The following is a 21,143-nucleotide window of genomic DNA, read 5'->3' as shown; positions in this document are numbered from 1 at the left end:
ATGACAAAATTAGGTATTTTATTTTTTGCTGATCGTCTTCCTCCTTTAATTGGAGGAATGGAAATGCATGCAAAATATTTCATAGAATATTTTATTAATCATTCTCAATTTCCTATTTTAAGTATAATTACAAAAAATCTTAAAGGACAAGATTGTATTATATTAGATGGAAAACTTAAGGTAATAAATTTAAATAAATTAGCTAGTTTATTTAATCCAGCTATTATATTTTTTAATAGCGGCAGATGGATAGAGGACCTTAAAGAACTTCGTGATATATTTCCAAAAGCGAAATTTATATACCGTACGGGTGGGAATGAAATTTTAAAAGCTTCTCTGATTAGCAAAACAATTCCAAATTATATTATGCGTCGATCATATTGGGTCGATATTTTAAATAACACTATAGATTTATTAATAACAAATTCTACTTATACGGAAACTCGTTTAAGTCAAATTGGCATAAAATGTCCTTTTACCCGTTTTGTAGGCGGGGTCAATGTATCTGTATTAAAAACAGCAAGAATTTTAGATAATAAACCTTTTACTATCTTCTGTGCTGCTCGTTTTGTTCCATATAAAAATCATTCATTAATGATATCTTTGGTTCACGAGTTGGTATTAAGAGATTATAGCTTTAAAGTGAGATTAGCTGGAGAAGGACCTTTACTAGCACAAGTTAAAAAACAGGTGGATAAGAATAATCTGAATTCAATTATAGAGTTTCTTGGAGTACTAGAAAATGAAAAAATATGTGAAGAGATCATTAATGCAGATATTTACATGCAATTAAGTTGTGATCAAGTAACAGAAGTTCCTGGTGGTTCATATATTCATTCAGAAGGAATGGGGCGTTCTATTTTAGAGGCTTTAACAGCAGGCACTTTTGTAATAGCTGGTAATAGTGGAGCTTTACCAGAGATTATTACATCTGATAATGGATTATTACTTGACTTTAATAATTTTCAACAAATAGTTAATCAAGTTGAACAGATTTTAAAATATCCTAAAGTTAAAAAGCCTTTGGATGATAAATTTTGTTGGTTAAAGATTTTCAAAGGTTATGAAGAATTATTTAAGCATCACAAATGAAAATATTATTAGTTACAGAAAAATTTAGTCCTGATAACACCCAGCGTGATGGTGGTGCTAGGCTGGTAGACACCCTAAAACAAGGTTTTAAAAATCACTTAAGTATAATGCAGTTTGGAGGACAAACTAATTCACCAGCAACTTGGAGTTTTGATTATCCTGTGAATGTGGAACATCGATTTGAAAAAAGACTTGCTAATGCTGAGTTTATTGCACAAAAAGTAAAAGCTGTTGAACAACAATTTACTCATATAGTTTTTATCCATATATCAATGCAATTTGGTTTTATTGATATTAAATTACGAGAAAAAATAAAAACATGGACATTTCCTATGTTCTTGACCCCTTCTTACCAAGCATCTGGTGAAGATGTGCCATTTAAATATACAGAGAGGGAATTTTTAACTCTAGCTGACACTCAAAACATCTTAACACCAAGTTACTTAGAAAAAAAACAATTAATAGAATTTTATTCTGTTCCAAAACAAAAAATTCAAGTAGTGCCTAGAGGTGTAGATACAAGTTTACTAATACCTAAAATTCGTTTTTTAAATACAGTCCCAGAGTTTTGTAGCGTTGGTAGTATCAAACCTCAAAAAAATATTCTTGGATTAATAGATTTATTTGCTACAGTAAAAACTAGATTTCCTCGAGCAATACTTCGTGTAGTTGGACCAGTTCAGAATCAGGGATATTATAATGCAGTTAAAAATAAAATTGAAAAATTAGGTCTTGATAAGGTTATAAAATTTACAGGCTATATATCTCCAGCTAAACTTGCATTTATTATTGAAAATTCACATATTCACATATCCACCTCAATGTGTGAAACATTTGGACGCTCAATTTTTGAAACACTTGCTTCTGGTATACCAAATATAGTAATGGTAAAAAATAATGCTGCTGCTGAATTTTTATTAAATTTGCCTTATGCAAAATTTGTAAATGATACAAGTGAAGCACTAGATGCTATAGAACAGGTCTTTAATAATCTTCCTAAATTATCAGAAATGGCACTTGAAATCGGCAAATTATACAGTGATACAATCCTTGGTAAATTACTTGTAGCAAAGATTTGTAATAAAGAAGTAATAGCTATAAGCGATTTTGACGGCACACTATTTCATAAAAACAATTCTGAAAAAACAAAAAACTGTGTATTAAAGTTTCAGCAATTTTCAAAAAAAGTTATATGTAGTGCACGTCCACTTGACTATTTAGTGCAAGAAATTAAACATATTAATTTAAAAGTAAATTGGATTATATCTTATAGTGGTGCTGTAATATCTGATGGTGAAGGTAATATATTATTTATTACACCAATTGATTTAGAAGATGTTAGAAGATTAGAAGCGATGGTACCGGAAGCAAAAAGAGTAATTATAGAAGATAAAATAGTCCAAATGTCAATGCCAGCACATTTAGTGCCAGATATTTTTGATTTAAATGTTGAAATTTATCAGGGAACTGCTTTTGTTGCAAGTTGGCATTCTTCAAAATTACGTGCAATTAATAAACTTTTAAATCATATTAATTGGTCTGGAACAGTAGAAGCGTTTGGAGATAGCAAATATGACCAAGAGTTTTTAACTTATTTTGATGGAAAGCTTGTTAAAACCAATAATAAGGCATAAAATTAATTCATGGCTTAATAAATATGGAGGAATTTTATGAGTAATACGTATTATAAAGGTTATTGGATGGTAACAAATCGTTGTAATTTAAGATGTAGTTACTGTGTACTTGAAGATGCACCTCACCAACTTAGAGCAGAACTTAACCTAGAATCTAAGAAAGAACTAGTTAGTCATTTATATCATAAACTTAAATTTCGTCGTCTTACATTATCAGGTGGAGAAGTAATTATTTTTGGTAAACATCCACCAAAAGAATGTATCGAATTACTTCGCCATATTCGAACATTTCGTTCAGATGATCCAGTTAAAAACTTAGGAATAGAACTTTATACGAATGGTACTTATTTAGATGAAAATGTTGTTAATGAAATGAAAGGGGTAGTTGATATTGTTGCTGTTACGATTGATAGTACTGAAGATAGCTTTTTAACAGAAATTGGGAGAAATTTTGGTAGATATAAAGAGTATTATAAAAATATAATGAATAAATGTAGCTTAATTTCAAAAGCTGGTATTGAACTAAAGTTTCACAGTGTTATTAGTACTAAAAATCATTTAGTATTGTCAAGTCAAATAAAAGATATTCTTAATGCTTTAGAAAGTGTTGGGGGTAACTTATCCTGCTGGAAATTCTATCAGTATATGTCATATGATAATCCTGAAAAGGATAATATTCATGCAATATCACCTACAATGTATAAAAAGTTTAAAGATAATACTATGAAAGCCTTATCAGGAAGAAAAACAAGGTTGCATTTTAAGGATAATAAAAGTAATCCCCGCCGCAAGCAGCGGGGTATTTTAGAAGAAAGCTAGCTGATGATCCTCATGCAGTTTCTGATATTCCTTGCCTTGGTTTTTTACGTATTTTCCTATCATATTCTCATTTCCATGCTTACCTACCGTACTCGTAAAATATCCATCAGTCCAAAATTCTCCACCCCATAATTGTTTCTTTACCTGTGGACACTGTCTAAATATTTGACGAGCTGTAACACTTTTAATTGTTGTTACTATTTTTGTTACGCTATAGGTTGGTACAGATTGTACCAAAAAATGGACATGATCTTCATCAACCCCTATTTCTAAAAATTTTATTTGATATCTCTTTTCTATCTCTAAACATATTTCTCGTAATACTTGATCAACTGATACGTCAAACACTGCTCGGCGATATTTTGCTGGAAATACCATGTAGCAGTACCGTAACATTATGACTTTTATGTATATATTTGCTCATTCCGCCATATTACGCCGCAAGCGGCGGGGAATATACCCAAAAGAGATTTAATATCTTATCTTATGGTAACGCCCAATATATGAGAGATGATGATACATGGTCAACTAGTAAACGTACTGAAGACTTGCGCTCATATAATTCAATGTCAGAATTATTTACAAAACATGATATTAACAAAGAACGTTTCCATAAGTTTCATGAGATATGCTTATGAGTGTTATAGTAACTGTTGATCTTGATTGGGCATGTGAATATGCTATAGAGGAAACCTTAGCTTTTTTAGAAGATAGAAAGATTGTTCCTACTATTTTTAGTACTCATAATTCATCCATAGTAGAATCTATGCTAAATAAAATTGAAGTAGGACTCCATCCATATTTTAATTCAAATTCATCACATGGAACTACATTTTCAGAAGTAGTAAAATATGTTATGAATTTACCACATAATTTAGCAGCTTTTCGTTGTCATAGATTTGCTACATGTAATTTATCTAAGCAACTTATGTTTGAAGCTGGTATGTTAATTTCATCAAATGTATGTACAGATCTAGAAGTCATTACTCCTTTTAAAGATAGATTTGGTTTACTTGAAGTTCCTATTTTTTTAGAAGATGGTGGATATTTATGGCGTAATCATCCTATGCAAATAGATAAAGAGTTAAGGAATACTATTTTAGATCAATTAATTAAAGTTATTGTGATCCATCCTATGCATTTTACTATAAACACCCCTTGTTTTGCTTACATGTATGATATCAAAAAATCAGTAAGTCGGAAAGAATGGCAAAATATGACTAAATATACCATTAATAAACTACGATGGGAAGGCTATGGAATAAGAAATTTTATTACTGAATTATTAGAGATAGTACCAAAAACTTTATCTTTAAAGTCATTAATTACCACGAGTTAAGATTGCATAATCATTCATAATAGTTGCCTTCATTATAAAATCAAATCGGTCTACTTCAAGGCAGCGAAAAAAATCTTCTTTTGGATATTGCCATTGGTCTTGGGAAAAAAAGTATTTTCCTGAACCTTCTAGAAGAATAGGTAAAAATTTGATTAATTCTAACTCCTTCCCATGAATTAAGGCCTTAATATATTCAGCACAAATATTGTATTCTAGGGAAGGTGTATTTCCCTCATGTCCCATAGGAATTATTATAATTTCTGTATTTGGGAGTGTTTTAATATATTCAGCAGTAGCACTTGCATTTATAAAACCTGCAGCAAGTACTATGTTTGCTTCTTTGGCTAACAAGATTCCACTAGCTCCTGCTGCTGTTCTATGTAATACATTTTTACCAATTATAGTAATATCTTGAACTCTTGTTGGCGAATTTGGAACATCATAAGTAAGATTTGCTCCTTTTTCTGCTTTTCCAATTAATACAGGATTATTAAAATTTGATATCAAACGAGAAACAACAGCACTATCACTTGCTAATATATATGTCACTGGATTATGATCTAGTACATAAGCAGCTGTAGTAAAAGCACGGAATACATCAATAATTACTATTACCTGCGTTTTGATCTGTTCATCAAATCTCAATTGTATTGGGCTCATTATATATATTATCTTACTACTGGAGCTAGATAATGGAACAGTCTTTTTTATTGCTGTACAACTACTCAATATAAATAATATAATAATTAAGTGATAATATTTGCACAAAATGAACATTTTATTTAGTTTTTAAATATTAATAATATAATATACTTTCATGTATCTTAATAGTAATAAGTTTATTCTTTTATTTTTCTGGCAACATATAAAACCATTTCAATGGTTTTATATGTTGATGTTTTCTGCTACTATTGTAAGCAGTTTTCATCCTTTTGCATATAACTATTCTATAAAATTATTTTTAGATAACATGTCAATTAGTGATAATCTAGCCTACCATGATATCATTTTGTCAACAGCGGTCGAAAAATGATACAGATTTTTAATATGCAACGGCTGAAAATTGATACAGTATCATAAAAAAATTATCTGATATTTAAGTCATAAGATTTTCCTCCTGTTTATTAATAATTCCTATTGGCACAAGACCAGCTTTCTTTTTATCCTTAAGCCTGAAACTATCACCTTTAATATTAAGTATAGTGGAGTGGTGAAGCAGACGATCTAAAATAGCAGCTGTAAGAGCACTATCCTGAGCAAGACTATTATGCCATTGTCCAAATGGAAGATTACTTGTAAGAATTATGCTACCCTTTTCGTAACGCTTTGCTATAACTTGAAATAACAGATTAGCTTGTTCTGGTTTTAACGGCAGATATCCAAACTCATCTATTATAAGTAATTTATATGGTAGTATGACTCTTTTGAATATGGAGTCCAGGTTTCCCTGATTTAGCCCAGTATTAAGTACAAGCATCAAATCTGCAGCTGTTGTAAATTTAGTCTTGATTCCACATTGTGTAGCTGCATAACCAAGAGCAATAGCTATATGGGTTTTCCCTACTCCAGAAGGACCAAGCAGAATAATATTTTCCTGTCTTTCTACAAAAGACAGAGACCTTAGACCTTCCAGAATCTTGCGTTTTATTCCTGTAGCAAAATCATAATCAAAATTATCCAGCGTTTTAATAGCAGGAAAACCTGCCATTCTGGTGAGTATTGATTTACTTCTATTCTGTCGTGCCAACAGCTCTGTTTTTAATATTGACTCAAGGAAATCCATATAACTTGAGTCTTCTTTACTAGAGGATTGTGCAATATCAAAATAATTTTCAGCTATCTGAATAAGGTTTAAAGAGCGGCACAGCTCTTCTATACGTTGGTGCTGCAGGTTCATAATGCCTCCAGTATACTTTGGTATATGCAGAGGGAATGTTGTAAGGAAACTGTAGAAAATTGTTCCCTTTTATCTTCCATAATCTCTAGTGCTGCAGGATGACTACCACTATAATCCAATGGTAGTGGCTGAAGATTGCTCCTTTCAAACTTTAATCTTTCTGCAGGTATTTCGCCTGTTGTTCCATGCACACGCCGATTCGCAGTATCACGCAACCATTTTAGTACCTCTGAATTTGCAGTATCCACATCCAACACTAACTCTGCAGTTTTTAATTTTGTTGCTAATGGATTATAAAAGCTTTCTCTTATATATCTGTTAAATCGCTCAACCTTGCCCTTAGTTTTTGCTCTATAAGGCCTACACACTTTTAATCGGAAACTGTAATGTTTGGCAAAATCCAGCATACCTTTATTAAAGCGGTGTATGCCAGGACCATATGTATCCCTATCCAGTATTACTGTCTTCATGTTGTCATACAGTACTTCTTCTGGCACTCCGCCAAAATATTCAAATGCCCGCTTATGGCATTCTATTAATGTTACAAGCTTCTCATTAGTAACAAATTCTACATAGCTTGCTCGACTAAATCCTAATGTAGCCACAAAAGCTGATAGAGGACTTTTCCCCTTACGAAATTCAATCCAGTCAACTTGCATCTGTTTGCCAGAAGCAGTCTCAAATCTTATCATATCCTCCTGTTTAGCTGCAGGCTTTATACTCCTTAAATAATCCCTAAGTTGGGTCATCCCGCCTGTGTAACCCAACTCCTTTATCTCTTGAAACAGTACAGTACCAGGTAGTGATACAGGATGGGCAGATTTTATTCTGTTACTCAAGTAGTCTTTATATGGGGCAAGCTTTGTTACCAACTTTGGCCTATCTTTATATTTAGGGTTACCATCATATTTTAAATATTTACGTACTGTATTTACTGATGCACCTACTTCTCTTGCTATACTTCTTAAGCTTTTACCATGTTTATTCAATATTTTTATTTCCATTATTTGCTCCAGTATTATCATTATTCATTACCTCCTTATTCAGAAGATATTACTTTAATACTGTATCAATTTTTATCCGTTGCTCTGTATCATTTTACTTCCGTTGCTAACAATTTTTCCTATCTTCCTTTTTCTTACAACACAATTATCTTTAACAATTATATGGAGAATAAGTGATATAATAGAATGGAAAACGATACCTTATGTTAGAAGATCAATTTTTCTAAAAACTTATGATTATATTCAACACCATTCTTACTCTTTTTTTCAAGATAATTTTTCTGGAGTTATTAGCAGTAAAATAAAAAGCATTTTAGATTGTCATGATCGTTTGTTTGCTGAAATTCATCATGGATTACTAGCAAAAATCTTAACAATAATTATTAATTTTTTTGTACTTTTTATGGTACATCCTAATCTAGGATTATTTATCTTTATTTGGAGTGCTATATATGTTTCTGTCATGTATAAACTTTCAATAAAACTAAACCAATTATCTTTTGAAGAAACAGAAAGTAGACATAATTTAATTGGACAAATTGCAGATAAAATTACTAATATCTTTTCTATTATATTATTTTCTGCAAAAAAAAGAGAGATGCAAGCATTAGATAACAAATTATTTAATGATTTTATTCCAAAGCAAATTCAAGTTTATAAACATAATTTTGTTATTCAAATCATTAGTGGGATTCTCTACTTTATTATGTTTGCATTTATCTTATTTTACATGATTCATTTAAGAATGCATGAATTAATTTCTATTGGAGACTTTGCTTTTGTATTTGGTATTTCCTTAATTATGATAGAAGATATTTGGCATACAACAATCTCTTTACAGGATTTTACACATGTAGTAGGTGAGCTAAAAAGTGCTCTTACCGTTTTATATGTGCCACAACAGAATTTAGATAGAAAAAATGTACAACAATTTATAATTAAAGAACCAAAAATAGAATTTAAAAATATTAGTTTTGGTTATGATAAAACTGATGCTATTTTTAGTGATCTTAACTTGGTTATAAAGGCAGGTGAAAAAGTAGGATTAGTTGGCAAGTCAGGTGTTGGAAAATCTTCTTTAATAAATCTTTTATTGAAGTATTTTAAAAGTACTAAAGGACAAATTCTTATTGATAACCAAAATATTGATAATGTGACACAAGATTCATTGAGAGAAAATATTGCAGTCATTCCTCAAGATATTCTGTTATTTAATAGAACTCTTATGGAAAATATAAAATATGGCAAACCAGATGCTTCAGATGAAGAAGTGATTAAAGCCAGTAAGAAAGCTTTTATACATGAGTTTATTATAAATCTACCTAATCAATACAATACTTGTGTTGGAGAAAGAGGTATAAAATTATCAGGGGGACAAAGACAAAGAATTGCAATTGCAAGAGCTATTCTAAAAAACTCTCCTATCCTTATTCTTGATGAAGCAACTTCATCACTTGATGGTCAAATAGAAAAAATGATTCAAAGAAGCCTTAGTGTTTTAATTGCAGATCATAAAAAGACTGTTATTGCTATTGCACATCGTCTCTCTACTCTAAAACATATGGATAGAATTATTGTTTTAGATAAAGGTAAAATTATTGAGGAAGGAACACACAACACATTAATCCAAAATCAAAAAAGCTTATATAAAAAACTATGGGATTTCCAAGAAATTTAAAGGCGTAATCTACTAAAAAAACTATTTCATATTTTAAAAAATGGATATAGAAGGAAAAAATCAATAAACTACAAAATTATAGTAAAGAGTTTAAGTTTAAGGTAGTACTAAATAATAATAGTGCCAATACTTTCAAATCTAATAATGAAAGTTAGTAATAATACCTTTTTTGTACACAGTCAGGACTTCCGCAAAAATGCAGATATAGCTGAAAAAGGTATAATAATTACAATCATTGTAAAAGATTCAAAAAACAATAATTTTAGTATAGTTGCGTCTCTTAATCCTTAAGGTGATCAAAAATGTTTTTGCCGATTCTAGTCCACTGATCTTGGATATTAGGATTTTGTATTAATTTTTCTTTTAAAGAAACAAAAGCTCCTAGTAAACTGTTAGTGGGTAAATCATCAAGTTTAGCTTTAACAACTAAGCCACCGATTTCAATTAAATGACGGGTGCGAGCTTTCCTTGCTTGAATTTTAAGTCTTGCTTCTTCAGTAATAATTTTAGCTTTTTTTGTTCTAATTTTAATCTACGTTTTATGACATTCTCCATAGAGATAGTTTTATTTTTGATTGTTATAATCATCATGAATCATCAATAAATTATGGAAGTCAACTCCATAATTATCAGTGTTAAGGAATTCTACAAATTTTTTTTCTCAAACAGGTTAGTGCTGTATACAACTTCAAACGTGCAGAGTCTAGCATAGCAAGAAAATAACCAGCCATGCAAAATCAAGATAATCCCCCCATACCTCTAACTGAACCAGCAAACTAAGATCAACAGAAATAAGCAAAGATGCTTGCTATTAATCAAACTACGTTGACAATTAGCAGATAGAGAGGTTGGTCTTTGTTTGATAAAACAAAGCACCACGCAATATATAAACCTTACGGTTTATTTTTGCTTGCTGGTTCAAGTGGTTCTGGTTTCAGTGGATGATTTTAAGATTGCATGGTAATGTCAACGATGGATTGAATAAGATCGAGATTCACGAACCATGGCGATACAGTTTGCAAGAATAGAAATAGTAAGTAGGAGTTCAGGAGGAAATAGCTGCTGTAAAGCTGCCTATAATGCCAGGATGATTATTAAAGATGAAAGAACTAACGTTACTTATAATTTTAGCAAAAAAGGCGATAATGTTTACCATGCAGTATTATTACCTAGCCACGTAGATCAGAAATTCAAAAATCCAAGTATCTTGATGAATGAAGTGGAAAGGAGTGAGAAAAGAAAAAATAGTCAATTATTAAAAGATGTAGTTATAGCACTACCTGATGATAAGGAATTGGATTTAGAGGATAGAATAGCCATTACTCATGAAATCATCGAAGAGATGGGGTGGGTAAGAAATGGCCTAGGAGTTCAGGTTGATATTCATAAGCCACAGACGTACGAGAAGAATTGGCATGCCCATCTGCTTGTTACCACCAGAAGATTTACAGAAAACGGTAAAGCATTAGGAGCTAAGGCAGTAGATTTAAATCCTAAATTTGCCAAAGTTAAGGGTAAAGCATTTATTATCCCAGAAGATCAGATAATTCATGAGAGAGCTAAAGAAGTAATCAATAAATATTTTGCTAAGTTAGGTTTAGAAATCAGAGTAGATCCAATAAGTTTTAGTCCTGAGCAGCATGTGGGCCCTACTAGAATGAGAAGTATTATCAATGAAATAGCAGAGCAAAATAAAATATGTAAGTTAGCCCATCTTGAAATTATCAAAGGAGCAGATGGAGTATTAAATCGTATTATTCGTCATCAAGCTATTTTTACTAAATTGGATATAGAAAAAGCAGTAAAAGAGATTAAAGAAGAAGCAGCAAAGCAAAAACTAATAAGGGAAATATTAAATTCAGATAGGCTGGTAAAACTATATAATGAAGATGGCACGGATACTAAATACTATACTACTATAGATATACGGGATGAAGAATTAAGGATACTAAGAATAGCAGATAAGGTAAATAGCCAGATTCATTTTAATAACGTTATTAAGCTTAAGAGTGCTATCGATAATCTTGCAAGTGTTAATGAAGCACAAAGAGCAAGTCTGCAGCATATTTTAATTAATAGTCAAGGGATTAGGATCTTGCAAGGTAGAGCCGGCACCGGTAAGTCGCAAGTACTTGCTGAAGCTTATAAAATTGCTACCAATCATGGGCAAAATGTCATAGGACTCGCTCCTACTCATAAAGCAGCATCGGAGCTTAAAAGTAAAGGCTACCGGCAATGTCATACAGTCAAAGGGTTTTTATTTAAATTGTATAATGGTAAAGCTAATCTACCAAGAGATACTACGCTAGTAGTAGATGAAGCAGGAATGGTAGGTAATAGTGATTATTTAGAATTATTAAAAGTAGCAAGGAGTAATAATTGTAATCTGATACTGGCTGGAGATGAGAGACAACTCACTTCCGTTGAACGAGGAGGAATGTTTACAGTATTGGCTAGTAAATTTGGCTCATATGAATTAAGTAACATTAGAAGATAAAGCAAGGCATGGGCAAGAGAAATGGCTTCATGCTTTGCAAAATCAGATATTGCTGGTGGTCTGCGTTTACTTGCACAGCATGACGGTTTAAATATTGATCATACATTAGAAGAATCAATGGCAAGATTAATTAATGATTGGAGTAATAGCAAATTTGCTCTAAATGAGCGTTTAATAATTACCATGCGTAATGTTGAAGTAGATAGTATTAATTAAGGGATCAGGGAGTTACTAAAAGCTAAAGGCTTGCTTACTGGTAAAGAGTATAGACGCTATCTACCATCTCAGCAGTATGAAGATTATATGGTAGGAGATCGTATTTTGTTTAAAAGTACTAATAAAGATCTACAAATAGAAAATGGTGAATTTGCAACGATAACTTCAGTAAGTAACGATAAGTTTGTTGCTAAAACAGATAGCAGGAAAGAAATAGAATTTAATCCTCAAGATGTAAGCTTTAAACATGGCTATGCTTCTACAGTGTATAAAGCACAAGGAGCCTCAATTAAAGATGTCTATGTATTACATAATCTAGCAGGAAATAGCAGAAATTCTTATGTAGCCATGACAAGGCACATAGAAGAAGTAAAATTTTATTATAATAGGAAGGCTACCAGGAATATGGCCAGTTTAATATCGCAACTTAGTAAAATAGATAATAGGCTATCTAGCATTAATTTTAAAACTTTAGAAGAATTGGTAGCGATTCAAGATCAAAAAAATAAGAGTCCTAATATTATAGATAAAGTAGGTAATTGGTTTAAAGGGGTAGTAGAAGATATTAATGATAGATTACACAGTAATGATAATTATTACCACTTAAGAGTGAAGTTAGAGCCACCTGCTAAAGTAGCAGAAATCCTAAGAAGCACTAGCACAAATCTTGCCACAAGCCATAAAGCCCAAGAAGATCGGAAAAGCTCTTCTTATAACCTTACGAATTGTAATAAACAAGATACAACAATAAGTGTTAAGTTACAAGAGGATATTATGGCAAAGAATAAAATAGATTATAATGCTATTAATAAACAAAAAGCAGTAGAATTAAAGCAACGATTATCATTTAAAGCGGAAGAAATAGGTAGAAATTTGCTAGGCAGTCCAAACAAGCATTTATCAAATAGTCAAGTGTTACGCTGGGAGAAAGATGGCAAAATAGTGATGAGGATAGGTGGCAGTAAAGCTGGCAGATGGTATGATTTTAGTAAAGGAGAGGGAGGAGATTTATTTACCTTAGTACAAAGAGAAAAAAATTGTGATTTTGTAGAAGCTAAGAAATATTTACAAGATATGGTTGGTGTGTCAAACAATAGCAAGTTATTAGAAGATAAGATAAAAGAGCAATTTGACCAAAAAGTTAAGAATCAAGATCAACAAGCGAAATATGCTGAAATATCTAAGATAAAGAGAGCTGAAGAATTATATGAAAAATCAGATTCTATAATTTATATGACGCCAAATAATATAGCAAAAAAATATTTATTAGAACATCGTGGAATTAAAAAAATATTAACAGGATATCAACTAAATAATGATCTTAGAACCAATATGATGTGGGACAGTAATAGCAAACAATATTATCCTGCATTAATTTTGAAAATACTATAAGTAAGTAGAACAGAACCTATTTAAAATAATAAGATTTTAAATAGGTAATGATGAACAGAAAATATAGACACTTATCTCGAGAAGAGAGATATGAGATAAAAAGAATGTATGACCTAGGAGTCAGTATTAATAAGATAGCACAACATCTTACGAGGTCTAAAAGCACTATTAGTATGGAGCTAAAAAGAAATAAGGTAAAAGATAAGTATATGCCTTGTATTGCTCAGGAAAAATATGAAAACAGGATGTATCAGCAAGAGTTATTAAAAATAGAAAAGAACCCTATGTTGTTAGATTATATTAAAAATGCTATGATTCGCAAGTGAAAATACTATAAGTAAGTAGAACAGAACCTATTTAAAATAATAAGATTTTAAATAGGTAATGATGAACAGAAAATATAGACACTTATCTCGAGAAGAGAGATATGAGATAAAAAGAATGTATGACCTAGGAGTCAGTATTAATAAGATAGCACAACATCTTACGAGGTCTAAAAGCACTATTAGTATGGAGCTAAAAAGAAATAAGGTAAAAGATAAGTATATGCCTTGTGTTGCTCAGGAAAAATATGAAAACAGGATGTATCAGCAAGAGTTATTAAAAATAGAAAAGAACCCTATGTTGTTAGATTATATTAAAAATGTTATGATTCGCAAGAAATGGTCGCCGGATGCTATAGCCGGAAAGTTAAAACTAGACAAAAATACAGCTTTGTGTATCAGTACAGAAAGTATATATAGATTTGTTTACACTTCTGCAGTAGCAGCTAAATTAAAGTTATATAGCTACAAAACTTACGCTATGTTTGATATAATGCCCATGAATTAAGGGATATTATGAAGTGCTTCACTATAAAACATTGCTGTGTAATAAGAGTTTTTAGCATATTTGCTATAACATAGCGTAAGTTTTGAAAAGATTCTGAATCTTTTATCTTATGACTATGTCCTTTCTGATAACCAGTTGCTGCTTCTAAAGTACCTTGCTTATCTTTTAATTTTTTCCATTTATAGTATCACGACTTACATTAAATATACAAAACTTACGCTATGAGTAAAAAAGTGATAAATTATTGTAAAAATAATTAAACATGTCAAAGAGGATAAAGTTGCAAGCAATACCAATTAATAGGACAGATTATTGTCAATTTTTAATAGTTAGCCAAAAGAATTATAGTTTAACCTACTACGCTGAACATGCAAAGAAATGTAGTCATGATGTTATTAATAGATTTTTAAGGAATGAAAAATATACACCTTCTTTGTTATGGGAACACATCAAGAATGATGTTATTTTTTCATCTAATGGATATACAATATTTGATGATACGGTTTTAAATAAAAGGAATACGAAGCAAATAGAAATTGCAAGATCGCAGTACAGTGGAGCTACAGGTAGAGTTACTAAAGGTATAGGAGTAGTGAGTCTGGTATATTATAACCCTGATATTAATAAGTTTTGGGTAATAGATTATCGAATTTTTGCACCTGATCATGATGGAGCAACAAAACTAGAACACCTATTAAACATGTTAAATAATGCTGTTTATAGCAAGAAGATTCCTTTTCAAACAGTACTTTTTGACACATGGTATTCTACACACAAAATTATGCAACATGTTGACTCTCTGGGGAAATATTATTATGCCCCTATTAAAGCCAATAGAAACGTTAGTAAAACGCACGATTCTAAACCTTATAAAGCTGTAAAAGAGTTGACATTTTCAGATGAAGAGATCAGGCATGGAGTAGAGATTCATATAAAAGGCTTTGCTAAAAATAAGCATGTTAATTTGTTTAAATTTACTGTTCCTACCAACAGAGTTGAGTATGTTGTTACCAATAACAAAACTCACAAATCTTCTAAAGCTGCACAAGATGAGTGTGGCTTTCGATGGGTAATTGAGAGCATGCACAGAGAAATTAAGCAACTTACTGGGATAGAACGTTGTCAATGCAGGAAACAGCGTATTCAACGTAATCATATTAGTTGGGCATTTTTAGTTTGGGCATTTCTCAAAAGGACTGCAAATACAATCGGTAAAACGGTTTACCAAATAAAGTTAGGGCTTTTAGATGACTATATGCAACAACAGCTGCGTTCTCCATCTTTACGATATTTAGAACCAAACATAGCGTAAGTTTTGTATATTTACTTACCTTACTTATTCATATCCCTGCTTCTACAGCTTTTATAACTCTTAGTCTTAGTTCTATTGCATATGCTCGTGCCATATCTCTTTACATGCTTGTTAATATTTGCTTACTATAACATGATACTCTCGCTCTGTCAGTACCTTAATGACTTATGCTATAGTTTGCTACAAGCCATTTTGCTATTTGCATAGCATTAAATTTTTGATCTTCATGTGCTTTAAAAAAACTGATAATTGCATCACTGCGGTTAAATTCCATAATAATTACTGAAATTAATTATATTACTATACTACTAAAAATAATACATTAGTTAACAAAAATTTTCAACTTCTAATTATTAATCACTAGAATTTAGGTAATTTATAAATTTAAAAAATAATGTTTTGAAGTTATTAGTAGTAACATTTGCTACTTCTTTGGAGGTGATATTTTTGAGTTCGGCGACTTTCTCAGCAACATATCTAACGAAAGCCGGTTCGTTTTGTTTGCCACGCATAGGGGTAGGGGCTAGATAAGGTGCATCGGTTTCAATCAGTAATCTATCAAGCGGCACATATTTAACTATTTCCTGCAAATCAGTTGCATTTTTAAAAGTTATAATACCTGACATTGAAATATATAAACCAATATCTAGCATTTTTTCCACTAGCTTTTTTGAGGATGTAAAGCAATGTATTAACCCAGGAAATTTATTATTACGCATTTCCGAGGTTAAAATATCTATAGTGTCATCGTCTGCTTCTCTCGTGTGAACAATAAGCGGTAACTTTGTTGTAGCAGCGGCTTCTATATGATGTAATAAGGAATCTTTTTGTAGTTTTTTATCATAAGGCTCGTGATAATAATCAAGCCCAGTTTCACCTATTCCAATGATTTTGGGGTGATTAGTAAGCTCTATAATTTGTGGGGTTGTAATTAGTTGTTTGCTCCCATTCACCTCACACGGATGCACGCCTACGCTCGCAAAAACATTTTCATATTTTTCGGCTATATCTAAAATAACCGGTAAGTCATCAAGTTTAGTGCAGATAGTTTGCATATACTGCACGTTATTTTCTATAGCTTGCTTGATTATGTTGTCTATTTCTACATCTTTCAGTAAATTAAGATGGCAATGTGAATCTATTAGCATATGTGTTTATAAGGGTATTATTTTGTCCAGTATTTAAATGGCTTTTATGTTATTCCTGCGAAAATGCATGGATGTCTATTTAAGGTTTGATGTCATCCCGTGGCTTGGGAACTAGATCCAGTAAAAAATACAGATATAAAAAGCTCGACTTATCTCGCTTTATTGCTGGATTCCCGCCTACACGGGAATGACATATACAAGTCATGCAACAAAGCCGGAGCAAAGCTATGTGGCAATCTCATGAAGCATCCTAAGATTGCTTCGTCAATTACTTCGTAATTTCCTTGCAATGACGCAAAAAATTACTCTTCAAACCTTGGAAATACTATAACCGGTTCTAGAATATTGCTAGCTGGTGTTAAAACAAACTTAAGGGATAAATGCTTAAATAAACGCTCTTCTTTAGATACCCCTAACTGATCTAGCATTTTACCGGCGGAGCTTGGCATAAAAGGTTGAAGCATTATGGCGATATAACGCAAAGTTTCTAGCAGAGCATATAACACCTCTAGCATTTTCTCAGGGTCTGTTTTTTTCAAGTTCCAAGGAGCTTCGCTATCAATATAAATATTCGCTTCTTCAGCTAAATTAATAATATTATCAAGAATCTTGTTAATCTCGGTTTTTTCCATTAACAAAATATTCTGTTTAGCAGAATTAATTGCTGTTTTTAAAAGCGGTAATTCATATATTTTATTAATTACATCTTGCGTAATTGCTGGCACTTTACCGTCATTATTTTTATAAACAAAAGAAGTAGTACGTTGCAATAAATTACCGATTTTATTGGATAATTCGCTATTAATACGGGTAATTAAATTACTGTGGGCAAAATTACCATCCGCCCCAAATGTTACTTCACGCATTAAAAAATATCTAACCTGATCAACGCCAAACTCTTCTATCAGCTTAATCGGATCAATGGTATTCCCAAGTGATTTAGAAATTTTCTGCCCCTCATTAGTCCACCAACCATGTGCCATAATTGTTTTAGGCAGCGGAATTTCAGCAGCCATTAAGAAAGCTGGCCAATAAACCGCATGGAAACGTAAAATATCCTTACCGACTACCTGCAAATTGGCTGGCCAAAACTTGCCGTAATTGCTATTTTGATCAGGATAGCCAAGGGCTGAGATATAATTAGCAAGTGCATCAAGCCAAACATAAATTACATGCTTATTATCGTTCGGGACTTTGATACCCCAGTTAAAAGTAGTGCGTGATACGGACAAATCCTTTAGACCTGATTTAACAAAGCTGATGACCTCGTTACGTCTTGATATAGGTCTGATAAAATCAGGGTTTGCTTCATAGAACTCAAGCAATTTATCTTGCCATTTTGAAAGATTAAAGAAATAGCTAGGCTCTTTAACCCATTCCACAGTTGCACCGGTTGGAGCTAATTTGTCTGCTGTTAGCTCAGATTCATCATAAAAAGCTTCATCACGAACGGCATACCACCCCTCATAAAAACCCTCATAGATAGAGCCGTTATCTAACAATTTTTGCCAAAATATAGCTACTGCTTCCTTATGTCTTTCTTCTGTTGTTCTGATAAAATCATCATTTGAAATATGCATAGCAGTCATGAGATGACGGAAACTTTGAGATGTCTGATCAGTAAATTTTTGCGGATCGATATTTTTATTAATAGCAGCTTTTTCTACTTTTTGCCCATGTTCATCAGTACCAGTTAAAAACATGACTTCACGACCGCTAAGACGCATAAAGCGGGCGATCACGTCACTTGCAACGCTGGTATAAGCATGCCCAATATGTGGGACATCATTAACATAATATATGGGAGTGGTGATATAGTAGGTATTAGTCATATCAAATTTAAGTGTTTTTTTATTAATTCGTGTACTTGTTCAGGATCAAGATCAGAAGCCTTAATTGTTACTATCCTCTCAGGAAATTTTTCACTTAATCTCTTAAAGCAATCATAAATTTTATTGTAAAAATCTAGACCTCTTACGTCAAATTTATTGCTCATATGCCGTGAATTTACCCGCTCAATGGCAATAGAAGATTCTACATCAATAAAAAAGGTAATATTCGGCATAAGAGGCGGCATTAAGTCTTTGTGCAGATTATATACAAGTTCTATACCGTTTTCTAGCTCTAATCCTTGATAGCAGGCTGTTGAGTCAATAAATCGGTCGCATATTACTATTTTCCCTGCCTGTAAAGCCGGTATAATTTTTTTTACCATATGGTCATAACGTGCTGCCATAGCTTGCAGTAGTTCGGACATCGGCAGTAGATCGGTATGCACTAGGATCTCACGCATCTTTTCGGCTACGTTAGTTCCGCCAACTTCACGGGTTAGAATTACGGGAATATTTTGAGATTTTAGATATTCGTATAACATTTGGCATTGTGTGGATTTGCCAATTCCTTCCCCTCCCTCAAAAGTGATAAATGTTCCTTGTTTTAATTTGCTCATTAATTGCAATTATTTTTAACTATAACTTTCTAATAATATCTTTTAAAAAAATATTTACAAGGATTATATATCGCTAATAAATGAAAAGTGGATAGAGTAGTTTATACGTCGAGTATATGCTTTTTTCAAGATAGAAAAATTACACCCCTAAATTTTTTTGCCTTTAGTTTGCTTTTGCTCTACAGATTGAGTATGGGATTTGGCCCGAGGGATTGTCAGATCAACTATATGTTCATAGCGTGCTCCGTTTTCAAGTAAAACACGACCACATTTATTCACTAAAGTTATATCATCTTTAGTAAATTTATTGAGAATAGTTTCTGTAATATCATAAAGAAATTTCCAAGATAATTCTATTCGTTCTTGTAAGGTGAGTTTTTTATTATCCTGATTTTTGTTATTAAGAGCAAAAGTTTCCTCAGAATTATTTTCTCCAGAAGTCGTAATATTTTTTTTACGTGATGCTGTTTTATATATTAAATATATTACTAATACTAATAAACATCCTATAGCAATTAAAATATGAGTATTAAGCACTTTTTGACCTGCCTTGTGTTTGATTTAAGTTTTGTGATTTGGAAAGGACTGTGTAATTATTGCCTTACCTACTTTAACTAACTCTGCTACTTCAGGAGCTAATTTAGCTATTGTTAAAATTGGTTGGGGTAATAGGTTAGTTTTTATTATCCCGCTTATAACACTTTCTAATTTTTGTCCCCCTGGTATTACTCCTGCTATTTTTTTCACATCACTTGCAATTTAGGTAGCTGCTTCTACTGCTTTAAATAAAGAAGTTATTTTATCAGCAAAAGGAGTTTCAGGGTTTGCTGCTTTTAATAATTCTGTTTTTGTACTATTTAATCTATCACTAATAGTATTTTTAATGGAATGTAGTTTTTCATTTTTTATCTATTCAGGAAGTGCTTTTTCAACATCACTTTTTATTTTTGATATTTTATCTTCTACTTCTTTAGTAGTTTTCGGTATGGCTTTTTTATTAGCTTCTATTACATAACCTAACGAAGATTCATTGCTAGGATTTTCTGCCACCTCAATAATTTTCTTAACAGGTTCGTTGGATATTTCTGAAATTTCAGCAACTCTTTCAGCTTTTTTATAAACATCCTTAAGGTTTTTATTATCCTTTATTTCTTGCTGCATCTTTTTAATATCGCTATGCCATTTTGTTATTTTGGGCAATAGTTTTTCATGATCGATGAGATTATTGACTTTTTCAAGTATACCGCTTGCTTTTATAAATGTTGAAAGAATAGGCAGTTGAGTTGCAATTACAGCAACTAATATATTTTCTAATGATGTTATAATTTTCTTAGAAGCACCAGGATAAACTTCATCTAATTCTTTTTGAAATTTTAGAACTTGTTCTAAAACACTTAAACATTTTTCTACGATAATTCCGTCAAATAGAAATATATCTTTTGTCTTTATCTGATCTTGATAAGTTTTATCTAAAGCTTTTGATAATTCACTAAGAGATGTTTTTACTGTTTTGTTAAAAAGTTTTTCTATCTTCTCTAAATCTAAATTTTCAGTTTGTACTAATTCTTTTAAGGAGCTTTTTAAAATAATAAGAATATTAACTTCTAAATCTTTTAAATTAGTTTTTAAAGAACCAGAAAAACTATTTAGTCTTTTTAAAAGGTTTAATAACTCTGTTTCTTGTTCTTTACTTAAACCAACAAACTGAGAAAAATCTATTAGAGTTTTAGGCATATATGTTATTTATTATCAATTGTTAATTAATTGTAACGCTTTGTGTAGAAAAATGAAATATAAAATAGTTATCATTGCCCTTAGAATTAATTTTTGTTATA

16 protein-coding genes and 4 pseudogenes are annotated in these 21,143 nt (G+C 31.5%); 10 read left to right on the top strand and 10 right to left on the bottom strand.

Annotation, left to right across the window (positions count from 1 at the left end; translation table 11 throughout):
- The 3 genes from AAGD55_RS03660 to AAGD55_RS03650 all read left to right on the top strand — a co-directional run bounded on the left by AAGD55_RS03660 (position 1) and on the right by AAGD55_RS03650 (position 3,545).
- The gene (locus AAGD55_RS03660) at positions 1-1,092 is read left to right on the top strand and encodes a glycosyltransferase family 4 protein (RefSeq protein WP_341792183.1); all 1,092 of its coding nucleotides are present in this window, start codon (positions 1-3) and stop codon (positions 1,090-1,092) included.
- Positions 1,089-2,726, top strand: coding sequence for a glycosyltransferase (locus AAGD55_RS03655; protein WP_341792182.1), 1,638 nt, complete (start codon positions 1,089-1,091; stop codon positions 2,724-2,726). The genes AAGD55_RS03660 and AAGD55_RS03655 overlap by 4 nt, the downstream gene beginning before the upstream one ends.
- Positions 2,727-2,792: 66 nt before the next feature.
- Entirely contained in the window at positions 2,793-3,545 is a 753-nt protein-coding gene (locus tag AAGD55_RS03650) for a radical SAM protein (RefSeq protein WP_341792181.1), read from the top strand.
- Here AAGD55_RS03650 and tnpA read toward each other — a convergent pair.
- A pseudogene (tnpA, locus tag AAGD55_RS03645) lies at positions 3,531-3,969 on the bottom strand (IS200/IS605 family transposase). The gene AAGD55_RS03650 and the pseudogene tnpA overlap by 15 nt on opposite strands.
- Between tnpA and AAGD55_RS03640 the strand changes: the two are divergent.
- Positions 3,962-4,183 carry a hypothetical protein gene (locus AAGD55_RS03640; RefSeq protein ID WP_341792180.1) on the top strand — a complete coding sequence of 74 codons (222 nt, stop codon included), beginning with the start codon at positions 3,962-3,964 and terminating at the stop codon, positions 4,181-4,183. The pseudogene tnpA and the gene AAGD55_RS03640 sit on opposite strands and share 8 nt — an antisense overlap.
- Positions 4,180-4,884, top strand: a complete 705-nt coding sequence (locus AAGD55_RS03635; protein WP_341792179.1) for a hypothetical protein — start codon at positions 4,180-4,182, stop codon at positions 4,882-4,884. The genes AAGD55_RS03640 and AAGD55_RS03635 overlap by 4 nt, the downstream gene beginning before the upstream one ends.
- On the opposite strand, the gene AAGD55_RS03630 is transcribed toward AAGD55_RS03635, so the two are convergent.
- From AAGD55_RS03630 to istA, 3 genes are all read right to left on the bottom strand, one after another.
- Positions 4,867-5,544 carry a 2-phosphosulfolactate phosphatase gene (locus AAGD55_RS03630; RefSeq protein ID WP_341792178.1) on the bottom strand — a complete coding sequence of 226 codons (678 nt, stop codon included), beginning with the start codon at positions 5,542-5,544 and terminating at the stop codon, positions 4,867-4,869. The genes AAGD55_RS03635 and AAGD55_RS03630 overlap by 18 nt on opposite strands.
- A 436-nt stretch (positions 5,545-5,980) precedes the next feature.
- Positions 5,981-6,781 carry an IS21-like element helper ATPase IstB gene (gene istB, locus AAGD55_RS03625; protein ID WP_341792177.1) on the bottom strand — a complete coding sequence of 267 codons (801 nt, stop codon included), beginning with the start codon at positions 6,779-6,781 and terminating at the stop codon, positions 5,981-5,983.
- Positions 6,778-7,785, bottom strand: coding sequence for an IS21 family transposase (gene istA / locus AAGD55_RS03620; RefSeq protein ID WP_341792507.1), 1,008 nt, complete (start codon positions 7,783-7,785; stop codon positions 6,778-6,780). Before istA ends, istB begins: the two co-directional genes overlap by 4 nt.
- A gap of 103 nt (positions 7,786-7,888) precedes the next feature.
- Between istA and AAGD55_RS03615 the strand changes: the two genes are divergently transcribed.
- Entirely contained in the window at positions 7,889-9,463 is a 1,575-nt protein-coding gene (locus AAGD55_RS03615; protein ID WP_341792176.1) for an ABC transporter ATP-binding protein, read from the top strand.
- Between the two features lie 280 nt (positions 9,464-9,743).
- On the opposite strand, the pseudogene AAGD55_RS03610 reads toward AAGD55_RS03615, so the two are convergent.
- Positions 9,744-10,018 (bottom strand): annotated as a pseudogene (locus AAGD55_RS03610) (conjugal transfer protein TraD).
- Positions 10,019-10,466: 448 nt separating this feature from the next.
- On the opposite strand from AAGD55_RS03610, the pseudogene AAGD55_RS03605 reads away from it, so the two are divergent.
- The 4 genes and pseudogenes from AAGD55_RS03605 to AAGD55_RS03590 form a co-directional block, all read left to right on the top strand.
- Positions 10,467-13,553 (top strand): annotated as a pseudogene (locus AAGD55_RS03605) (AAA family ATPase); the annotation flags it as partial.
- A gap of 62 nt (positions 13,554-13,615) precedes the next feature.
- Complete coding sequence (locus AAGD55_RS03600; protein WP_341792175.1) at positions 13,616-13,894, top strand: helix-turn-helix domain-containing protein; 279 nt, start codon at positions 13,616-13,618, stop codon at positions 13,892-13,894.
- Between the two features lie 58 nt (positions 13,895-13,952).
- Positions 13,953-14,399, top strand: coding sequence for a helix-turn-helix domain-containing protein (locus tag AAGD55_RS03595; protein WP_341792174.1), 447 nt, complete (start codon positions 13,953-13,955; stop codon positions 14,397-14,399).
- A 262-nt stretch (positions 14,400-14,661) separates the two neighbouring features.
- Positions 14,662-15,711 carry a transposase gene (locus AAGD55_RS03590; protein ID WP_341792093.1) on the top strand — a complete coding sequence of 350 codons (1,050 nt, stop codon included), beginning with the start codon at positions 14,662-14,664 and terminating at the stop codon, positions 15,709-15,711.
- A 353-nt stretch (positions 15,712-16,064) separates the two neighbouring features.
- Here AAGD55_RS03590 and AAGD55_RS03585 read toward each other — a convergent pair whose 3' ends face one another.
- From AAGD55_RS03585 to AAGD55_RS03565, 5 genes and pseudogenes are all read right to left on the bottom strand, one after another.
- A complete protein-coding gene (locus AAGD55_RS03585) occupies positions 16,065-16,859 on the bottom strand; it encodes a TatD family hydrolase (protein WP_341792173.1) in 795 nt (264 codons plus the stop codon).
- A gap of 302 nt (positions 16,860-17,161) precedes the next feature.
- Positions 17,162-18,691: a methionine--tRNA ligase gene (gene metG / locus AAGD55_RS03580; protein ID WP_341792172.1), complete on the bottom strand. Its 1,530-nt coding sequence runs from the start codon at positions 18,689-18,691 to the stop codon at positions 17,162-17,164.
- On the bottom strand, positions 18,688-19,308 hold the full coding sequence (gene tmk / locus AAGD55_RS03575; RefSeq protein ID WP_341792171.1) for a dTMP kinase: 621 nt from the start codon (positions 19,306-19,308) through the stop codon (positions 18,688-18,690). The genes metG and tmk overlap by 4 nt, the downstream gene beginning before the upstream one ends.
- A gap of 147 nt (positions 19,309-19,455) precedes the next feature.
- Positions 19,456-19,845, bottom strand: coding sequence for a DUF2660 domain-containing protein (locus tag AAGD55_RS03570; RefSeq protein ID WP_341792170.1), 390 nt, complete (start codon positions 19,843-19,845; stop codon positions 19,456-19,458).
- Positions 19,838-21,042, bottom strand: a pseudogene (locus AAGD55_RS03565) (hypothetical protein). Before AAGD55_RS03565 ends, AAGD55_RS03570 begins: the two are co-directional and overlap by 8 nt.
- Positions 21,043-21,143 lie beyond the last annotated feature (101 nt).

Origin of the sequence: Rickettsia endosymbiont of Gonocerus acuteangulatus, from assembly GCF_964026435.1 — a bacterium.
In the GTDB taxonomy this organism is placed as follows: Bacteria; Pseudomonadota; Alphaproteobacteria; order Rickettsiales; family Rickettsiaceae; genus Rickettsia.
The sequence above is the reverse complement of the archived record's forward strand: the minus strand, read 5'-3'. Positions and strand labels throughout refer to the sequence as shown.